Source organism: Glycomyces sp. NPDC048151 (genome assembly GCF_043202775.1).
Classification (GTDB): domain Bacteria; phylum Actinomycetota; class Actinomycetes; order Mycobacteriales; family Micromonosporaceae; genus Glycomyces.
In genome coordinates, this window is the sequence record NZ_JBIDBB010000002.1 from 651,215 (window position 1) to 667,587 (window position 16,373).

The 16,373-nt window shown below is 68.8% G+C and carries 19 protein-coding genes; 13 read left to right on the forward strand and 6 right to left on the reverse strand.

Translation table 11 applies throughout. The annotated features are described in order from the left end of the window. The first annotated feature begins 43 nt into the window (after positions 1-43). From ACGGCP_RS06525 to ACGGCP_RS06540, 4 genes are all read left to right on the forward strand, one after another. Positions 44-280 carry a DUF4287 domain-containing protein gene (locus ACGGCP_RS06525; protein ID WP_392961948.1) on the forward strand — a complete coding sequence of 79 codons (237 nt, stop codon included), beginning with the start codon at positions 44-46 and terminating at the stop codon, positions 278-280. Between the two features lie 43 nt (positions 281-323). Continuing rightward, on the forward strand, positions 324-1,589 hold the full coding sequence (locus tag ACGGCP_RS06530; protein WP_392961951.1) for an FAD-dependent oxidoreductase: 1,266 nt from the start codon (positions 324-326) through the stop codon (positions 1,587-1,589). After that, positions 1,586-2,038, forward strand: coding sequence for a MarR family winged helix-turn-helix transcriptional regulator (locus ACGGCP_RS06535; protein WP_392961954.1), 453 nt, complete (start codon positions 1,586-1,588; stop codon positions 2,036-2,038). Before ACGGCP_RS06530 ends, ACGGCP_RS06535 begins: the two co-directional genes overlap by 4 nt. Positions 2,039-2,449: 411 nt before the next feature. Continuing rightward, entirely contained in the window at positions 2,450-4,123 is a 1,674-nt protein-coding gene (locus tag ACGGCP_RS06540; protein WP_392961957.1) for a DUF222 domain-containing protein, read from the forward strand. Positions 4,124-4,634: 511 nt separating this feature from the next. Here the strand turns inward: ACGGCP_RS06540 and ACGGCP_RS06545 are convergent. Both ACGGCP_RS06545 and ACGGCP_RS06550 read right to left on the reverse strand, forming a co-directional pair. After that, positions 4,635-4,886: a DUF397 domain-containing protein gene (locus ACGGCP_RS06545; RefSeq protein ID WP_392961961.1), complete on the reverse strand. Its 252-nt coding sequence runs from the start codon at positions 4,884-4,886 to the stop codon at positions 4,635-4,637. Next, positions 4,861-5,688 (reverse strand): Scr1 family TA system antitoxin-like transcriptional regulator, encoded by an 828-nt coding sequence (locus ACGGCP_RS06550; protein ID WP_392961963.1) that lies wholly within the window; start codon positions 5,686-5,688, stop codon positions 4,861-4,863. The genes ACGGCP_RS06545 and ACGGCP_RS06550 overlap by 26 nt, the downstream gene beginning before the upstream one ends. A 258-nt stretch (positions 5,689-5,946) precedes the next feature. On the opposite strand from ACGGCP_RS06550, the gene ACGGCP_RS06555 reads away from it, so the two are divergent. From ACGGCP_RS06555 to ACGGCP_RS06570, 4 genes are all read left to right on the forward strand, one after another. Beyond that, positions 5,947-6,270, forward strand: a complete 324-nt coding sequence (locus ACGGCP_RS06555) for a hypothetical protein (protein WP_392961966.1) — start codon at positions 5,947-5,949, stop codon at positions 6,268-6,270. Next, positions 6,263-6,598, forward strand: coding sequence for a hypothetical protein (locus tag ACGGCP_RS06560; RefSeq protein WP_392961968.1), 336 nt, complete (start codon positions 6,263-6,265; stop codon positions 6,596-6,598). The genes ACGGCP_RS06555 and ACGGCP_RS06560 overlap by 8 nt, the downstream gene beginning before the upstream one ends. Positions 6,599-6,745: 147 nt before the next feature. Continuing rightward, entirely contained in the window at positions 6,746-7,516 is a 771-nt protein-coding gene (locus ACGGCP_RS06565) for a hypothetical protein (protein WP_392961971.1), read from the forward strand. Beyond that, positions 7,516-7,974 (forward strand): hypothetical protein, encoded by a 459-nt coding sequence (locus ACGGCP_RS06570; RefSeq protein WP_392961973.1) that lies wholly within the window; start codon positions 7,516-7,518, stop codon positions 7,972-7,974. Before ACGGCP_RS06565 ends, ACGGCP_RS06570 begins: the two co-directional genes overlap by 1 nt. 124 nt (positions 7,975-8,098) lie before the next feature. Here the strand turns inward: ACGGCP_RS06570 and ACGGCP_RS06575 are convergent, their stop codons facing one another. Both ACGGCP_RS06575 and ACGGCP_RS06580 read right to left on the reverse strand, forming a co-directional pair. Next, positions 8,099-9,226 carry a hypothetical protein gene (locus ACGGCP_RS06575; RefSeq protein ID WP_392961976.1) on the reverse strand — a complete coding sequence of 376 codons (1,128 nt, stop codon included), beginning with the start codon at positions 9,224-9,226 and terminating at the stop codon, positions 8,099-8,101. Positions 9,227-9,385: 159 nt separating this feature from the next. Then, a complete protein-coding gene (locus ACGGCP_RS06580; protein ID WP_392961978.1) occupies positions 9,386-9,508 on the reverse strand; it encodes a hypothetical protein in 123 nt (40 codons plus the stop codon). Here ACGGCP_RS06580 and ACGGCP_RS06585 point away from each other — a divergent pair. Both ACGGCP_RS06585 and ACGGCP_RS06590 read left to right on the forward strand, forming a co-directional pair. Continuing rightward, positions 9,507-10,484, forward strand: a complete 978-nt coding sequence (locus ACGGCP_RS06585) for an MBL fold metallo-hydrolase (RefSeq protein WP_392961981.1) — start codon at positions 9,507-9,509, stop codon at positions 10,482-10,484. The two genes, ACGGCP_RS06580 and ACGGCP_RS06585, sit on opposite strands and share 2 nt — an antisense overlap. Before the next feature lie 61 nt (positions 10,485-10,545). Next, complete coding sequence (locus ACGGCP_RS06590) at positions 10,546-11,460, forward strand: DUF6891 domain-containing protein (RefSeq protein WP_392961984.1); 915 nt, start codon at positions 10,546-10,548, stop codon at positions 11,458-11,460. On the opposite strand, the gene ACGGCP_RS06595 is transcribed toward ACGGCP_RS06590, so the two are convergent. Then, complete coding sequence (locus tag ACGGCP_RS06595; RefSeq protein WP_392961987.1) at positions 11,457-12,311, reverse strand: NAD-dependent epimerase/dehydratase family protein; 855 nt, start codon at positions 12,309-12,311, stop codon at positions 11,457-11,459. The two genes, ACGGCP_RS06590 and ACGGCP_RS06595, sit on opposite strands and share 4 nt — an antisense overlap. Before the next feature lie 183 nt (positions 12,312-12,494). Here ACGGCP_RS06595 and ACGGCP_RS06600 point away from each other — a divergent pair, with 183 nt between their 5' ends. Together ACGGCP_RS06600 and ACGGCP_RS06605 are read left to right on the forward strand one after the other, a co-directional pair. Then, complete coding sequence (locus ACGGCP_RS06600) at positions 12,495-13,304, forward strand: DUF1206 domain-containing protein (RefSeq protein WP_392961989.1); 810 nt, start codon at positions 12,495-12,497, stop codon at positions 13,302-13,304. A 119-nt stretch (positions 13,305-13,423) separates the two neighbouring features. Beyond that, positions 13,424-14,269 carry an MBL fold metallo-hydrolase gene (locus tag ACGGCP_RS06605; RefSeq protein WP_392961992.1) on the forward strand — a complete coding sequence of 282 codons (846 nt, stop codon included), beginning with the start codon at positions 13,424-13,426 and terminating at the stop codon, positions 14,267-14,269. 52 nt (positions 14,270-14,321) lie between these two features. Here ACGGCP_RS06605 and ACGGCP_RS06610 read toward each other — a convergent pair whose 3' ends face one another. Next, positions 14,322-14,981, reverse strand: a complete 660-nt coding sequence (locus ACGGCP_RS06610) for a nucleoside/nucleotide kinase family protein (RefSeq protein WP_392961995.1) — start codon at positions 14,979-14,981, stop codon at positions 14,322-14,324. A gap of 160 nt (positions 14,982-15,141) precedes the next feature. Between ACGGCP_RS06610 and ACGGCP_RS06615 the strand changes: the two genes are divergently transcribed. Continuing rightward, entirely contained in the window at positions 15,142-16,182 is a 1,041-nt protein-coding gene (locus tag ACGGCP_RS06615; protein ID WP_392961997.1) for an NAD(P)-dependent alcohol dehydrogenase, read from the forward strand. Positions 16,183-16,373 lie beyond the last annotated feature (191 nt).

Consider the following 16,373-nt stretch of genomic DNA (forward strand, 5'->3'; position numbering starts at 1 on the left):
CTCGTCTGCACCGGTACACACCTACAACCGCAAGGAGCACACCGTGAACGCGAAGAACCCGAACCAGGGCCCGGCCTCCTACTTCCTGTCGATCGAGGAGAAGTACGGGCGCCCGGTCGAGGAGTGGTTCGACCTCATCGACGCCAGCGGGCTCGCCAAGCAGGCCGAGGTCGTCAACTGGCTCAAGGCCGAGCACGGGCTCGGGCACGGGCACGCCAACGCGCTGGCCGCCTACCGCCTCAACCCGGGCAAGTACCCGGCGTTCGTGCGGCCCGAGTAGCGGGGGCTTGCGCGCAGATTATCTTAATTATTAAGATAATCTCATGGCGAGCACGAACCTGAACCACACCAGCACCGCCGTCGCGATCGTCGGCGCGGGCCTCTCGGGCCTGTGCCTCGCGCAGCACCTGCGCCGCAACGGCATCGACGCGCAGGTCTACGAGCGCGACGCCGCCCCGTTCGCCCGCCGCCAGGGCTACCGCATCACCGTCGACGGCGACGGCCTGGGCGCGCTGCGCGCCAGTCTCCCGGCCGACCTGTACGGCCTCGCCGTCACCGTCGCGGGCCGCTCCGGCGGGTACTTCCGCTTCATGAACCAGCACCTGCGCGAGGCCTTCAAGCTCAGCTTCGAGGAGACCGAGGACGGCGAGCGACAGATGGACCGCCAGCTTTTGCGCTCGATCCTCCTCACCGGCCTTGACGACCGGGTCCACTACGGCCGCAAGGCAACCGCGATCGAGGCCGGCCCGGGCGGAGCGCACCGGCTCCGGTTCGCGGACGGCGCTTCGGTCGCCGCGCAGGTCGTGGTCGCCGCCGACGGCATCGGGTCCGCGCTCCGGGAACAGATCCTCCCCGGCGGAGGACCCGAGGACACCGGCGTCGCCGGGATCTACGGCCGCACGCCCCTGGCCGGAGGGCGCGTCCTCCCTGCCGAACTCGACCGCAGCGGCGTCCTCGCCCTCGGCGACCGGCCCGGCCGCGCCGTGTTCTTCACCGCGATGGAGTTCGCGCAGGACCCCAAGGCCGCCTTCGCCGAACGCGCCCTTGAGGTTCCGGTACCCGACCTGGACGAGTACGTCATGTGGGGCGTCGTGATGCCGCACGAGGAGATCCCCGCGGGAACCGCCTGGAACGACGCCGCGCCGCTGCGGCGGCTCGCGCAGGACGCCGCCGCCGACTACCACCCGGCCGTGCGCCGCCTCATCGCCGCCGCCGACCACGAGTCGACCATGCTCAGCCGCTTCGCCGTCGGGCAGCGGCCGGGGCAGTGGGCCGTACCGAACACGGCCGTCATGGGCGACGCCGTCCACGCGATGCCGCCGTTCGGCGCGCACGGCGGCAACACCGCCCTGCGGGACGCGGCCCTCCTCGGCGCTAAGCTGGTGGCCGCTTTCGCCGCAGGGGGCCCGGCCGGCGCGGTCCAGGACGCGCTCGACGCGTACCGCGACGAGATGGTTCCTTACGCGTACAAGGCCGTCGACACGGCCGAGGGCATGATGCGGCGGCTGACCGGCAGCAGAGGGGTGCAGAAATGGGTGATGCTCAAGCTCCTGCCGAGCCTGCGCCGCCCGGTCGTCCGGGCGGCGTGAACCCGGGCGGGACCGCTGCGGAGCGGTTCTTCGCGACAGGACGCGCCGAGTCGCGCCTCTCGCTCATGTTCCGCAGTGCGGTCGCGAGCAAGCTCGGGCTCACCGTCACCGATATGGAATGCCTCGACTTCCTCATGGAGCAGGGCTCGGCGACCGCCGGGCAGCTCGCCGAGCAGACCGGCCTGACCACCGGGGCGATCACCAGCATGATCCGCCGACTCCAGAACGCCGGATACCTGCGCGCCGAACGCGATCCGGGGGACCGCCGACGCGTCATCGTCACCCCCGACCGGGAAGCGCTGCAGCGGGGGGCGGCGCTGTACGAACCGTTTGGCGAGCGGGTCGCCGCCTTGGTGGACGCTTACAGCGAGGAGGAGCTGGAGTTCCTCGCCAGGCATCAGGAAGCCATGGGGGCGATCTACAAGGACCAGCTCGAGCGCCTGCGCTGATGCTGTGGGGCGAGGCCGCCTGCCTGTACTGCGGCTTGCCGCGCCGTCTTGGTCGAGGTTCAGGCGGCAGCGACAAAGAGGTCCGATTCGTCGAGGGGTGTGCGGTGCGGCTGCCCGGTCGGTTCAGGGCGAGGTCAAAGCGGGCAGTGACAGAAGGGTGATTGCCGTTGAGGGTGTGTCGGGTGGCCGAGCGGGCAGCGCGTTCCTTGCGGCGCGGAGCGCCGTCTCGATCTTGGTTGGTGTTGCGCCCCAGGCGGTGTTGGCCGAGGCGGGCGTGGCATCGATCATCCTCAATGGATGAATCACCCGATTGAGTGATGACACCACTACACTTCGCATGTCATGATTGAGGTACGAACAAGCAAGCGAAAACAGGTAGACCATTCGAGAACAGGCAAGGAGGCGAGACCAATGGCCCACTGCGACACCACCCCCACTGCCAAGGTCGCCTTTCCTTCCCTGGTCTCGGACCGGCCCTCCCGGGCGGCAGCGATCCGCTCGGCTCTCGACGAGGCGGCCGCGCTCATCAACGCCCAGTACGCCCAGGTCCTCGCTTCGGTGATCGCGATGAAAGAGGCGGGTCTGCACCGCTCAGAGTTCGGGTTCTCGGCGCTGCGGGATCTGTTGCTCTCCCAGTTCGACTTCACCTATGCCACGGCAGGATCGATCGCGGCCATCGCCCGCCTCTCAGGGAAGTTCCGTCTTCTCGCTCAGGCGGCGACGACAGGGGCGGCGAGGATCGACCAGGTCGCCTACGCGGTCCGCCAGCTCGACCAGACCCCGGCGATGCGCCTGTTCGCCCGCACCCCCTTCCGGACCCCGGTCCCTTCCCCGTTCGACCCCACGGTTGCGTGTGCGACTCCCGAGGCGATGGTGGCCCAGTACTGCGCCCACGCCTCGTTCAAGGAGCTGCGCCGCCATCTCGACGAGCTGTGGGCCTCGATCGCCGAAGAGGTTGCACTGTTCGACGAACTGGGCGAGCAGTCCCTGCAGCGCCTCGAACTCACCCCGCAGGGCAACGGCATGTGGGGCCTGGAGGGCACCCTGTCGGAGGCGACCGGGCGGCTGCTGGACAAGTACCTGAAGACCGCCTGCCCGCCCCCGAGGAAGGAAGACCGCGAGGCCGACAGTGACAGCGCTGCGGGTGATGCCGAGGGTCTGCTTCCTGCCCAGGCGAACCGGCACGCCGAGGCCTTGCATCAGCTTCTGGCCGGGTACGGGTCGTCCCCGCAGGCCGCCACCAGGCACGGGCACACTGCCACGCTCGATCTGGTGGTGGACGTCGAGACGTTGCAGGGCAAGGACACCGGCCGGCTGCCGCTCCTCGAAGGGCAGCCGATCTCGGTGGCGCGTGCGCGTCTCCTCGCCTGCGAGGCGGGCGTGATCCCTTCGGTGTTCGACTACGTCACCGGTGAGGCGGTCGAACTGGGCCGGGCGGCGCGCCTGCCCAACACGTCGCTGCGGAGGAAGCTGGAGCTTGAGCAACCGGGAGGGTGTGCTTGGCGCGGGTGTGAGCGGCCGGTCGCTTGGACTGAGGCGCACCACATTCAGCATTGGGCTGATGGTGGTTTGACGGTCGCGGAGAACCTGATCCTGCTCTGCAGGTTTCATCATGGCAGGATCCACACGGCTGGCTGGTCGGTGGAGAAGACCGGCCCCGGCCGAGCGGTCATCACCCACCACGACGGCCATGAAGGCCAGGGCGGCATCGACGGTCACGGCTGCGGTTGCTCGGACTGGCGGACTGATGCCGACATGGACGCGGAGCACCGGGGCACTGAGTGGGATGTGTTCCCGACCGGGCTCTACCGCGATGAGTGGTCCGAGACGTTGAAGCCCGAACTCGACGGGCTCGCCGGGGCTGTCGACCGTGACCGGGCGATCCGAGCGATGCGGGCAGCGAAAGCCAGATGCCGAGCAACGTTCACGAAACCGGCCGCCCCTGCGCCCGCCTCGGGGCCAGCGCCAGCGCCAGGGCCAGCGGCGGGGCGGGTGCGAACACCGGTGCCGGTCTTAGGCTGCCCCAGCGGGCGACCGCTGGGGGAAGCACCGCAAAGCAACACATCATCTTGCAGCGCAGCCTGATCCCCCAGAGGGGTCGGGCCCTCCGGCATGCCCGAAGCAGAAAACCCAGCCTCACCGACCACTTCCAGTCGCCGCCTGATTGGAGCCCGGGCACGTCCGGCCAGGTTGCCAGAGAGCGACCCGCGCCCCGCTCCCACCTCGTTGTCGCCGCCCGACTGAAGCTCGGACACATCCGGCCTGGTAGCCGGGGAGCGACCCGCGCCCCGCTGCCACCTCGTTGTCGCCGCCCGATTGAAGCCCAGGCATACCCGGCCAGGTTGCCGGAGAGCGACCCGCGCCCCGCTGCTACCTCGTTGTCGCCGCCTGATTGGAGCTCGGACACACCCGGCCTGGTAGCCGGGGAGCGCCCCGCTGCCACCTCGCTGTCGCCGCCCGATTGAACCCCGTGGCGATCGCTCCGGACAGCAGGACACGGCGGGGGCCGCATCATCCATGCCTTGTTGTCGCTCAGGGCAAAAGAAGCGGCCGTGTCGATGCACCGACACGGCCGACTCCGAACGTTAAACGTGGCTCAGCGGGCGTGGCCCAGAAGGCTCGTCAGGTCGCCCGGCGTGAGGTCGAAGACCGGGGAGGCATCGCCGAGCTTGGAGTCCCGGACGTGGAAGCCGTCACCTTCAGGGCAGGCAGCCAGCTCGACGCAATCGGAGTTGTTGTCGACACCGCTGCGAGTGCCCTTGCGCCAAGCACGGCGCAGTTCGACGCAGTCCGTGTTGTTGCCCGGCCCACTGCGAGTGCTCTTACGCCAGGCCGTTACGTCGGTCATCCAGGTACTCCCTCAGTGGAATCGATTTGGCCCACAGGGCTCGCCAGACTTCATCGTAACGCGCGATCCGGTCGGTCTCTTCGATGCACCAGCTCTCGTCGAGCACTTCCGCATAGACGAATGGAGGGCTACCGAACTCGGCACCCCCAGGCTTGTACGTCGAAAAAGCATTTGCGCCTTCGGGGTAGGGGCCGGTGAGGATTCGGATCTCCCAGTTCCGCAGGTCACCGAGCTCAAGCAACTGCTCGATCTGCTCTTCCCTGTCGACACCAGAGAGGAGTTCGAGATCTCTAAGAGCCTTCTCTCCGATGAGCAGTCGGACCGTGGGGTTGTCGGTTCGGTTGAGGAGACGCTGCTGCCGCTCCTTCTTAAACGACCATCCCGTATTGAGCTCGTCGTCGTTGGTGTCCCACGCCAAGGGCAAGAACTTGAAGTGGTACGCGCGGGTCTGAGCAATGCCTGGGATGAGCTGGGTTTCCCACTTGAAGATCTCACCGTTTGAAAGTTCGGCCATGCGCAGGCACAATGCATTGAACCGGCGATCAGCCTTGAGATTCTGCTCGTGTTCGTTCTCGGCGATCTGGATCATGTACGACTTGAGTTCCTCGTCCATGCCGAGGTGGGCGGCCAGGGCCCACATCTGCCCGACATCGGGGCACTTCTCGCCGCGCTCCCACTTGGCAACGGTCTGATCGGTGCGTTTGACGAACCTTCCGACCGCTGCCTGACTGAGCTTCCTTTCGAGTCGGCGGACTCGGACTTCTCGGCCCGGGAGCCACTTTGCGAGCTTCGATGACGGCACGGTGGGTTGCCTCCTGCCTCAGCGGAATTCGATGCTGGCCTCCCATGATGACACTCGGTTGCGACACGGTAAACATCTGTCATGGCGGGCCATTCCAAAAACATCTATACAAAATAGGCCCTAAAAACTATGGGTGATTAACTCCGCCTTGACGACTCACGCGATAGATCGCCTGCTCAGAGGCTTGTGATCGCCGTATGTTGAAGAGGTCCGAGGGTCGGCCTCGGCACGGCGCGATCCGAAGTGGAGTGATGTGGGATGGAGCCGTCAGATCCGTTGCTGCGCGGGGAGTTCACCGATGGGCGCAGCAATTTCGCGGTCCGGGCGTCGAGCGTCGACGCGCCCGACTCGTTCCAGGTCTATGTACCCGAAAGGCGGGCGGACATCGTCCTGATCGTCTCCGGTCTCACCTCCGGGGCCATGCACGCGACCTGGGGCGAAGGGTGGCGCGGCTTCTCCTCCGAATGGAAGGTGTGGCTGGAGGACACCGCGTTCCGGCACTTCTACCGGGTCACGAAACCCGCTCCGCACCCGAAGGGCGGCAACGGCTATCGCGACGGGATCCGGTTCTGCGATGGATAGGCCGATAGAGCGCGCGAAGGACCCGAAGGACCGATACAACCTCCGTTCCGACGGTGAGCCCGGGATCGACGGCCACCTCGGCTGGTTCCGGCGCGGTCCGGCGGTGTTCACGCTGTACGAGATCCCGGCGGACCGATCATGCTATCCGAACACTCCGGCGGTGTATCTGCTCGACTGCGATGACGGCGTCGGTCCGCACGAGGTGTGCCGCATCGAGTCCGATGCCATGGACGATCCGATCTGGAACGGCGCGTGGAAGAACGACGAGTGGTGCCCGTGGCTGCTCAAGCAGATCCGTGCCCTGATCGCCGCCTCACGCGACACCTGAGACCCACTCCTCCCGGCAGGCCGGTCGACCTTGGTGGGGGTCGACCGGCCCATACACATTCCGTTCTGTGCCATAACGACACGCGTGGTTGTGATCACACTCAATCCCATTTATCCTGACTAGACCCCCTCTCCGGAAGGAGCTCCGGTGTCGAGTATCGAAGAGGCTTCTGGATCGGTCGCCACGAACGCCGAGAGCGCGCGCGAACTCGCCGGAAGCATCACTTCCTCGAAAGACCTTCTGGATTCGCTGGCTGCACAGCTCGACGCCATTGGCGTGGAGACCGCCGCGCAGCGCACGCACGCCGCCGGTGATCGGGCCGAGGAATTGGCGGGTCAGGCCAATGCGTTGGCGGACGGGCTCGATTCCCTTCGGCGGCAAGTCGATGCGATCAAGGGTTTACTGGCGGGCGCTTTTCGGGGCGTCGGGGACGGGTCGCGTCGGAACGCTCTGGACGGCGCTCTCATCGGCGCCGCGCAGGAACCGCCACCGCTCAGAGGGCCCGCCGCGACGACACCGCCCACGAGCGTCGGCAAGCGGCACCTGTTCCGGCAGGTGCGCTTGAACAGTCCCGCGAGAGAGAAGAACACCGTCGTGCTACCCAATGTGGACACTGACGCGGACGTCGCGGCGATCAAGAACGGCCAGGCGACCCACGTCCGCGACAACCTCTACAAGGTCAACGGCCGCACCTACGGCCTGGAGACGCCGTCGGGGACCGTCTACCCGGTGCGGGGCAAGGGCTTCATCGAGCTGACCAAGCTGGAGTTCACCGCGCTCAAGGGGCTGCTGGCCTACGGCGGGGACCGTGCCGCCGCCGAACGGGACCCCAAGATCTCGCGATTCAAGCACCACTTCACAGACAAAACCTGGGAAACTGCACGAAACGTGTTCAATCAGGGACAGGAGCGGGCCTGATGCGCGACTACACGATCGTGTTCATAGAGCCGGTGGACCTCGGGGAGCTTGCCGCCGAAGCCGCCGACGCCTTCGCGATTCCCCTTGAGCAGCTTGAGGTCTGGGACGGCAGCGATTTCGCCGCCCCAGTGGTCGAACCGGTGATCGCCCAGGTCGCGGCCGGTTCAGAGGAAGGCGCGTACGCGGAGTTCGTCGGCTTCGACGCGTTCGCGGCGCACGCGGGCGAACCCGAGCTCCTCGACGTGGCGGTCGCGCTCGCCACGAGGACGAAGCGCCGGGTCCTGTTCGGGCCGGAGACGGCGGAGGAGTTCCGCTGGACGCTCGTCGCCGCCGACGGCAGCCACGGCAAGGTCGTGCTCGACGACGACCGGTTCGACGACGGCGCGATCGCCATCCTCGGCGCGGTCGAGGAGATCAGCGGCGCACCGGAACTGCCGCGCGTGCCCGAGTCCCTCTGAGCGCTCGCGGACCGGCTACGGTCCGGTTGCGGCCTGGCTTCGGTCCGGCTTCGGTCCGGCTTCGGCCCAGCTGTGGCCCGGCTTCGGCCCCGCTTCGGTCCGGCTTTGGTCCGGCTTCGGTCGGCTACGGTCCGGCGATGTGCTCCTGGGCGTTGTCCAGGTACCCCTGGATCTCCTGCTCCCAAGCGTAGACCTCGGTCTCGCGGTCGATGACCTGCTCGACGCTCATGCGCGCCCAAGCCTCGTCGGTGCCGTCGTGCAGGCCCGCGTCCTCGGCGCACTCGGCGAAGTCGAGGGCCATCGCGAACTCATACGCGACCGGGTCCTCCGCGTCCTCGGCCTCCTCAGTGAGCGGCGGGACCTCATCCTCCATGCCGTCGTACGACATGCCGCTGCCGTAGACCTGCTCGAGGTACCACCCGGTGGGCAGCCAGCCGAACTCGTCGAACTCCCACTCGCCGTATCCTCGGTCGGCGACGCAGAGCAGGAACTCGTCCTCCTGGTCGGCGTATTCCGCCGACAGCTCGGAGTACAGCGAGCCGTCGCCGATCCAGGTGAGCGGGCTTTCCAGGTCGGGCCGGCCCCAGTGGCCCTCGCCTTCCTCGAACTCGTAGAAGACCGGCTCGCCGTAGACGATCTCGATGGTCTTCAGCTCGCAGCCGCCGAAGGGCGGCTGCTCGCCCACGTCGACCGCCGCCATCTCCTCTTCGGTGTCGGCGTTCTCGTAGGCCTCGGACATGGCCGCGTCGTACGCGGCGCGTTCAGGGCCGATGAAGGCCTCGAGCCAGGCGTCGTGGTACTCCTCGCCCATCGCCTCCCACTCCGCGTAGGCCGCCTCTTCGTCGCCCGAGCTCCAGCCCTGGTCCTCTGCGGTGAACGCGAGGTAGTCGAGGTCCTCGCGCATCGCTTGGGCCTCTTCGGAGTCGGAGGAGTACACCCAGTTGCCGAAGGCGAACTTCTGCGCCTGCTCGACCGTGGGGATCCGCGCGTACGGGGAGTCGAAGCCCTCGAAGCGGTTCGGGATCATGCTGCCGTGGAGGCGGTTCGTGTCGTGGACGGTGAAGCCCGCGTCCTGCATGCACATGCTCGCCACGCGCGTCTCGGCCTGGGTGAGCTCCCAGGCCAGCGCGGAGCCGTTCACGAGGCTCGCCTCGATGGCGGTGATGTCCTCCTCGGTGACCTCGGTTTCCGGTTCGCTGCAGGCGGAGAGGACGAGCGCTCCGGCGAGCGCGGGGATGAGGAGTCGGCGCATCGGGTCGGCTTTCTCGGGAGGCGGCGGGAACGCATGGAATACGCCGTCGCGGCGGCGCGGGGTTGCCCGGGTTCGCGGTGGATTCGGCCGTTCCGTTCCCTGCGGGCGGAGTCGACGGGTCCGACCGGAGTCGTATCCGGCGTGCGACTTTGGTCGAGACTACTTGGGGCGCAATTCGTTCGCGGAGTCGAGGTGCGGCGGGGCCGGGCCGGTGAGACTGGGTCCGAGCAGCCGCGGGCCGGGTCCGGTGCGCGGCGATGCGGAGTCGATCGGAGTCGTCATGACCGTTGCAAGCCGCCGCACCGTGCTCGCCGCCGGGGCGTTGAGTACGCTCGCCGCCGGGGCCGCCGCGTTGGATGCGGGGCCCGCGCTCGCCGAGGAGGAGACCATGTCGCATCGACCTGTGCGGTTCCGTCCGGGAGGGTGCGTGCCGGACCTGGAGGTGGACTGGCACGCGGGGTGGCCGTCGGCGAAGCACGACCCGGCGCCGGAGATCCAGTCGCACATGGCGGACGAGCATACGGTCGTGATGCGCCAGAACAAGTCCGTGAACTACGAGGCGCCGTTCATGTTCCTGCTGTTCGGGAACGACGCGGCGCTGCTGGTCGACACCGGGGCGACGCCGGAGCCGGAGTACTTCCCGCTGCGCGCGGTCGTGGACGCGCACATCGCGGCCTGGCTGGAGCGCCACCCGCGCGAGGAGTACCGGCTGATCGTGGCGCACACGCACGGCCACGGGGACCACAAGGCCGCCGACGGGCAGTTCACCTCACGTCCTGACACCACTGTGGTCGGTCCCGGTCTCGAAGCAGTGCGGGCGTTCTACGGGTTCGAGGACTGGCCCGCGACGCCGCGCGAGCTCGATTTGGGCGGTCGGATAGTGGACGTCGTGCCGGGGCCGGGGCACCACGCGGCGGCGACGGTGTTCTACGACCGGTGGACGCGGCTGCTGCTGACCGGGGACACGTTCTATCCGGGCCGGTTGTACGTGCAGGACTGGGACGCCTTCGAGGCCACTGTGGACCGTCTGGTGGCGTGGTGCGACGAGCACCCGGTGTCGCACCTGCTCGGCTGCCACGTCGAGATGTCCGTGCAGCCGGGCGTGGACTACCCGCGCGGCTGGACGTACCAGCCCGACGAGGCCGCGCTGCCGATGCGCGTCGAGCAGCTCAGGGCGCTGCAGGCGGCGGTGCGGGAGGTCGGCGGTGCGCCGGGCGTGCACAAGTACGACGACTTCCACATCTGGTACGAGGTCTGACCTGGACCGCCGCGGGCCGGGCCAGGGTTCCCGGCCCACGGCGGCGTCGTAGGGTGGCCGCATGAACGACACCCCTGAAGCGCCGCTGGCGGTTCGCGGCTTCGACGACCGGAACCGCCAGTTCACACGCCTCACCGAGCGCGCGCTGCGGAAGCGCGTGGACCGCTTGACGGACGGGCGCTCCGAGTGGATCGTGCTCCATCGGGTCCCGTTCGCCCCGCACGACTGCATGCAGGCCTCGGGCGATCCGGAGAACGGGCTCGTCCTCGTGTCGTACCGGGTCGGCGACGAGCCGTGGATGGAGGCGGCGCTCGATCCGGACGTCGCCGCCGACGTGTTCGTGGCCTGGGCGCGGAACGAGCCGGGCTGGGAGGACGCGCACCCGTGGGCGCCCGCCGACTGGTGGGACCCGGTCGAGGTGCCTGCGCCGTCCCCCGAGGCGGCGGCCGAGGCCACGGTCCTGGCCGCCCGGTACCTCGAGGAGGGCTACCTTTCGTTCGACGCGATGGTGCAGGCCCTCGAGGAGATGTCGGAGTCGGAGGAGCCGATCACCCGGGCCCAGGCCCGCGAGATCCTCGCCCCGATGTGGAGGGAGCGCGTTGCGGCGCAAGTGGACTGGGGCGTCACCGACTGCGACCGGCTCACCGAGGCGTTCGCGGAGCTCGACCGCGGCGGCATCGTCGCGCGCGAGCACTTCGCCTGCTGCCAGAGCTGCGGCACCGCCGAGATCTGGGCGGAGGCGAGCGACGACGACCGCGGGTACGTGTTCTTCCACATGCAGGACACCGAGTCCGCGCACGAGGGCGTGCTCTTCCTGGCCTACGGTTCGCGGTCGGACGAGCCGGAGGCGACCGTGGCTATCGGCCGCGAGGTCGTGAAGACCTTGCGGGAGCACGGGTTCCGGACCGCCTGGGACGAGTCGGAGCGCACCCGCATCCAGATCACCGACCTGGAATGGCGCAAGCGCCTCCCTTAGACGTAGTCGCGCCAGGTGTGCTTCGGGTCGAAGCCGAGGACCCGGCGGGCCTTGTCGATCGACAGGAGCGTCTCGTGGCCTTCGACGGGGCGCTTCAATTCGAGGTCCGGGTAGTGGGCCTGCACGAGTTCCGGTGTGGGCGTGGACATCACGGTGTCGGGGGAGGCGATCACGAAGACCTCCTTGCCGGTGCCTTCGCGTTCGAGGCCGAGGCGGATCGCGAGCGCGCCGTCCCGGGCGTCGATGTACGACCAGAGGTTCCAGTTCCGCAGGGTCGGGTCGGTCTCGAACTCGGGGAAGGCGGCGTAGTCCTCGACGTACATGACGTTCGAGAAGCGCAGGCCCGTGGCCTTGAGGTTCGGGTTCCAGCGGCAGAGCTGGCCGACCATGGTCTCCTCGAGGGTCTTGACGAGCGAGTAGGTGGACTCGGGGCGCGGCTCGTACTCCTCGTCGACCGGGAGGTAGGGCGGCGGGGTCTCGAAGGGCAGGCCGAGGACGGTCTCGCTCGAGGCCCACACGATGTTGTCGATCCCGGCGGCCTTCGCGGCGGCGAAGACGTTGTAGGTGCTCAGCATGTTGTTGTGGAAGACCGCCGAGTTGGGGCGCAGGCCCGGCGCGGGCACGGCCGCGAGGTGGACGACGGCGTCGAGGCGGTCGTAGCGGTCGTCGACGCCGGTGAGCGCCGAGACGACCTGGCCGAAGTCGGTGAGGTCGATCCGCAGGAAGGGCGCGAGGTCGTCGGGCGAGGGCGCCTGGTCGAGGTTGACGACCTCGTACCCGTGCTCGACCAGGTCGCGCACACACGCCCGCCCGAGTTTGCCGCTGCCGCCGGTCACCGCTACGCGTGCCATGAAATCTCCCCCTTTTTGTCGGTACTGTCGCTGGCAGCCTACGACCTGGAGTGGACTCCATGACAAACCGCCTGGTCGTTGCGATGCTCGCGGGCCGGGGGCTGCGCTTGGACACGAGTGGCGGCCCCCGCCCAGACGGCCGCGCGCGTTTGAGGCTTGTCGCAATAGGAAACTCAAAACGGTATGAACGTCCGCAGCACCGCCTCTCGAGCGGCCGAAAGCAAGCCGTTGGAGGTCCTCGCCCGCGGCGGCCTCATCGCATACGGCGTCATCCATCTGCTCTTCGCGTGGCTGGCGCTGCAAGTCGCCTTCGGCGAATCGTCCGCCGACACCGACCAGTCCGGCGCCCTGAAGACCCTCGCCGCGCAGCCCGCCGGCGAGTTCCTGGTCGTCTGCATCGTCATCGGCATGGTCGCGCTGGCCGTCTGGCAGGCCTTCGAAGCGGCCCTCGGCCATCGCGGCCGACAGGACCGGTCCGCGATCGCCGAACGCGTCGTCTCCGGCGGCCGCGTGATCCTCTACCTCTACTTCGCCTACCTCGGATACAAGGTGGTCAGCGGCGCGAAGGCCTCGCAGTCGCAGAGCCAGCAGTCCACCGCCTCATCCATGATGGACTCTGGAGGCGGCCGCTTCCTGGTGGGCATGGCCGGTGTCGCCGTGGCCGGTATCGGTGTGGGGCTGGTCGTCTACGGGCTGACGAAGCACTTCGAGAAGCACCTGAACACCGGGCGGATGAACTTCTCGATGCACCGCACGGTGCGGCGGCTCGGCATAGCGGGATACGCGAGCAAGGGCCTCGCGTACGCCATCGCCGGACTGCTCATTCTCTCCGCGGCGGTCACCTACGACCCGGAGAAGGCCGGCGGTCTCGACACCGCCCTCAAGACGATGACCGGGACGGCTTGGGGCCCTTGGCTCCTCGTCCTGACCGCCCTCGGCATCGCGTGCTACGGCGTCTACTGCTTCTTCCAGTCCAGGTACCGAGAGGTCTGACGCGGCCGGAGGACGCGGTCCTGAACCGCCGACCGCCGTCGTCGGGCGGCGGTCGCCCTCCACCCGCACGGGTACGACCGCTGCGGAGAGGGCCACCCGGTAGTGGCAGACTCGCGGCCGTGACCCCTGCAATCCGTATCGGTTCGACCGAGATCATCGCCCTCGCCGACGGCGCCGGGCCGTTCTTCTCCCCTCGCGCCGAGGCGTTCCCCGCGGCGTCCGCCGCGCAGTGGGCGGCGGCCGACCGGTTCGACCCGGGCGCGGTCGACGGCGACGGGCGGTGGACGCTGCAGTTCCGGGCGTTCGCGATCCGGTCGGATCAAGGTGTGACGCTGGTAGACGCGGGCTTCGGGCCTTCGGACGGACCGGCGGCCTCGTGGGCGCCGGTGCCGGGCGTGCTGCCGGAATCGTTGGCGGCCAGCGGGATCGACCGGGACGAAGTGGACACTGTGGTGCTGACGCATCTGCACACCGACCACGTGGGGTGGGCGGTCGTGAACGAGGAGGCGGTCACGACCAGCGGCGACGGCCCGAGCGGCGGGCTGAGCCCGTTCTTCCCGAACGCCGAGTACCTGCTCCAGCGCCGCGAACTCGACGCGATCGACGAGCTGAACCCGCAGTTGCGGGAACTGCTCATCGACCCGCTCCAGAAGACCGACCAGCTCCGGCTCCTCGACGGCGACACGCCGCTGCGCGGCGCGGGGCGGGCCGTCGCGACCCCGGGGCACACGCCCGGGCACCAGAGCGTCGTGGTCGAGGACGGCCGCGAGTCGGCGCTCATCACCGGCGACCTGCTCGTCAACGCGATCCAGCTGCTGTACCCGGAGATCGCGTACGCCCACGAGACCGACCCGGAGACGGCGCGCCGGTCGCGGCAGCGCCTGCTCGCGGCCGGCCCCGGCGAGACGTTGCACGTGGCGACCTCGCACCTGACCGAGCCGTTCGTCCCGGCCCCGCGGGCGTGAGCAGGGCTCGGCCTGGTCGGGCCGCGCCGTCGCGCGTCGGATCCGGTGTGCGCTAGGCGTCGGCCCTTCCGATGCCCAGGGCGTCGAAGTCGATCACGAGGTCGGCGCGGTGCCGTGCGGCGCGGATGCGTTCGGCGTTGCGCTCGTCGACGTCGGCGACCCATGAGCGGGCGTCCTCGGGCGACTTCCCGAACCGCTCGTGTCGGGCCACGAGCCGCGCCAGCCGGAGCGGCTCGGGCGTCTCGCAGTACCAGACCTCGGTGAGTGCGGCCCGGACGCCGGGCCACGGGCCGTCTTCGTCGAGCAGGTAGTTCCCTTCGGTCACGACGACTTCGGCTTCGGGCGGGACGGCGATCGACCCGGCTACGGGTTCGCCGACCCGGCGGTCGAACTCGGGGGCGTAGACCACCGCTTCCCGTTCGGCCGCAAGCCGTTCCAGCAGGGCCCGGTACCCGTGGCCGTCGAACGTGTCGATCGCGCCTTTGCGTCGGCGCCGTCCGAGGCGCACGAGTTCGGCGTTCGCCAGGTGGAATCCGTCCATCGGCACCTGCACGGCCCGCCGGCCCTCCGCGTCGAGCGCTCGCGCGAGCCATGCGGCAATGGTCGATTTGCCCGCCCCGGGGCACCCGGCGACGCCGATGAGCACGCGGCCCGGCGCGGTCAGGGCCTTCGCGCGCGCCAGCAGGGCCTGGGGGTCGTCTGCGATGTCCACGCGCCGAACCTAGCCGACGGCCGGTGCGCGCGGGCCCCCGGCGGTCCCGATTCGGGCCTCAAGCGGCCGCGACCGGGTTACGGTGGCCGGGTCAGCAGGCCTGCCATCTGCGGTTTCGCAGCGGGCAAGCACGAGCCGCACGCAAGTTCCGGAGGAGCCCATGAAAGCCCTGCAGTACCGCGAGATCGGCGCGGCGCCGGTGGTCGTCGAGATCCCCACGCCCGAGCCCGGGCCCGGCGAGGTGCTCCTCAAGGTCACCGCCGCCGGGGTGTGCCACTCCGACATCGCCGTCATGTCCTGGCCAGCCGAGGGCTTCCCGTACGAGCTGCCGCTGACGCTCGGCCACGAGGGCGCCGGGACCGTGGCGGCGCTCGGGGACGGCGTGCACGGCGTCGCGATCGGCGAGTCCGTGGCGGTCTACGGACCGTGGGGCTGCGGACGCTGCGTCAAGTGCGCCGCGGGCAAGGAGAACTACTGCCAGCGCGCGGCCGAGCTCAAGATCAATCCGCCCGGACTCGGCTCGCCCGGCGCGATCGCCGAGTACATGATCGTGGACGACGCGCGGCACCTCGTGCCGCTCGGCGACCTCGATCCGGTGCGGACCGTGCCGCTCACGGACGCCGGGCTCACGCCGTACCACGCGATCAAGGGCGCGCTGCCGAAGCTGGCGCCCGGTTCGACGGCCGTGGTGATCGGCACGGGAGGGCTCGGGCACGTCGCGGTGCAGCTGCTGCGGGCGCTCACGGCCGCGCGGGTGATCGCGCTGGACGTCTCGGAGGAGAAGCTGGCGCTCGCACGCCGCGTCGGGGCGCACGAGACGGTCCTCTCGGATGCGGAGGCGGCCGGGAAGGTGAAGGAGCTGACCGGCGGGATCGGGGCGCAGGCGGTGTTCGACTTCGTGGGGGCGGCACCGACCGTGGCGACGGCGGGCGCGTGCGCGGCGGTGGAGGCGGACGTGGTCATCGTCGGCATCGGCGGCGGGACGCTGCCGGTGGGGTTCGGGGCGCTGCCGTTCGAGGTGTCGGTGTCGGCCCCGTACTGGGGTTCGCGCGACGAGCTGATCGAGGTGTTCGACCTGGCCCGCGCGGGCGTGGTGGACGTGCATGTGGAGCGGTTCGGGCTCGATGAGGCGCCGGAGGCGTACGAGCGGCTGCACGCCGGGACGATCGACGGGCGGGCGGTGATCGTGCCGAACGGCTGAGGGGTTTCGGGGCGGCGGGGGCGGGGGGGGGGCCCCCCCCCCCCCCCCCCCCCCCCCCCCAAAAAAAAAAAAAAAAAACAAAAAAAAAAAAAAAAAAAAACAAAAAAAAAAAAAAAAAAAAAAAAAAAAACAAAAAAAAAAAAAAAAAAAAAAAAAAAAAAAAAAAAAAAAAAAAAAAAAAAAAAAAAAAA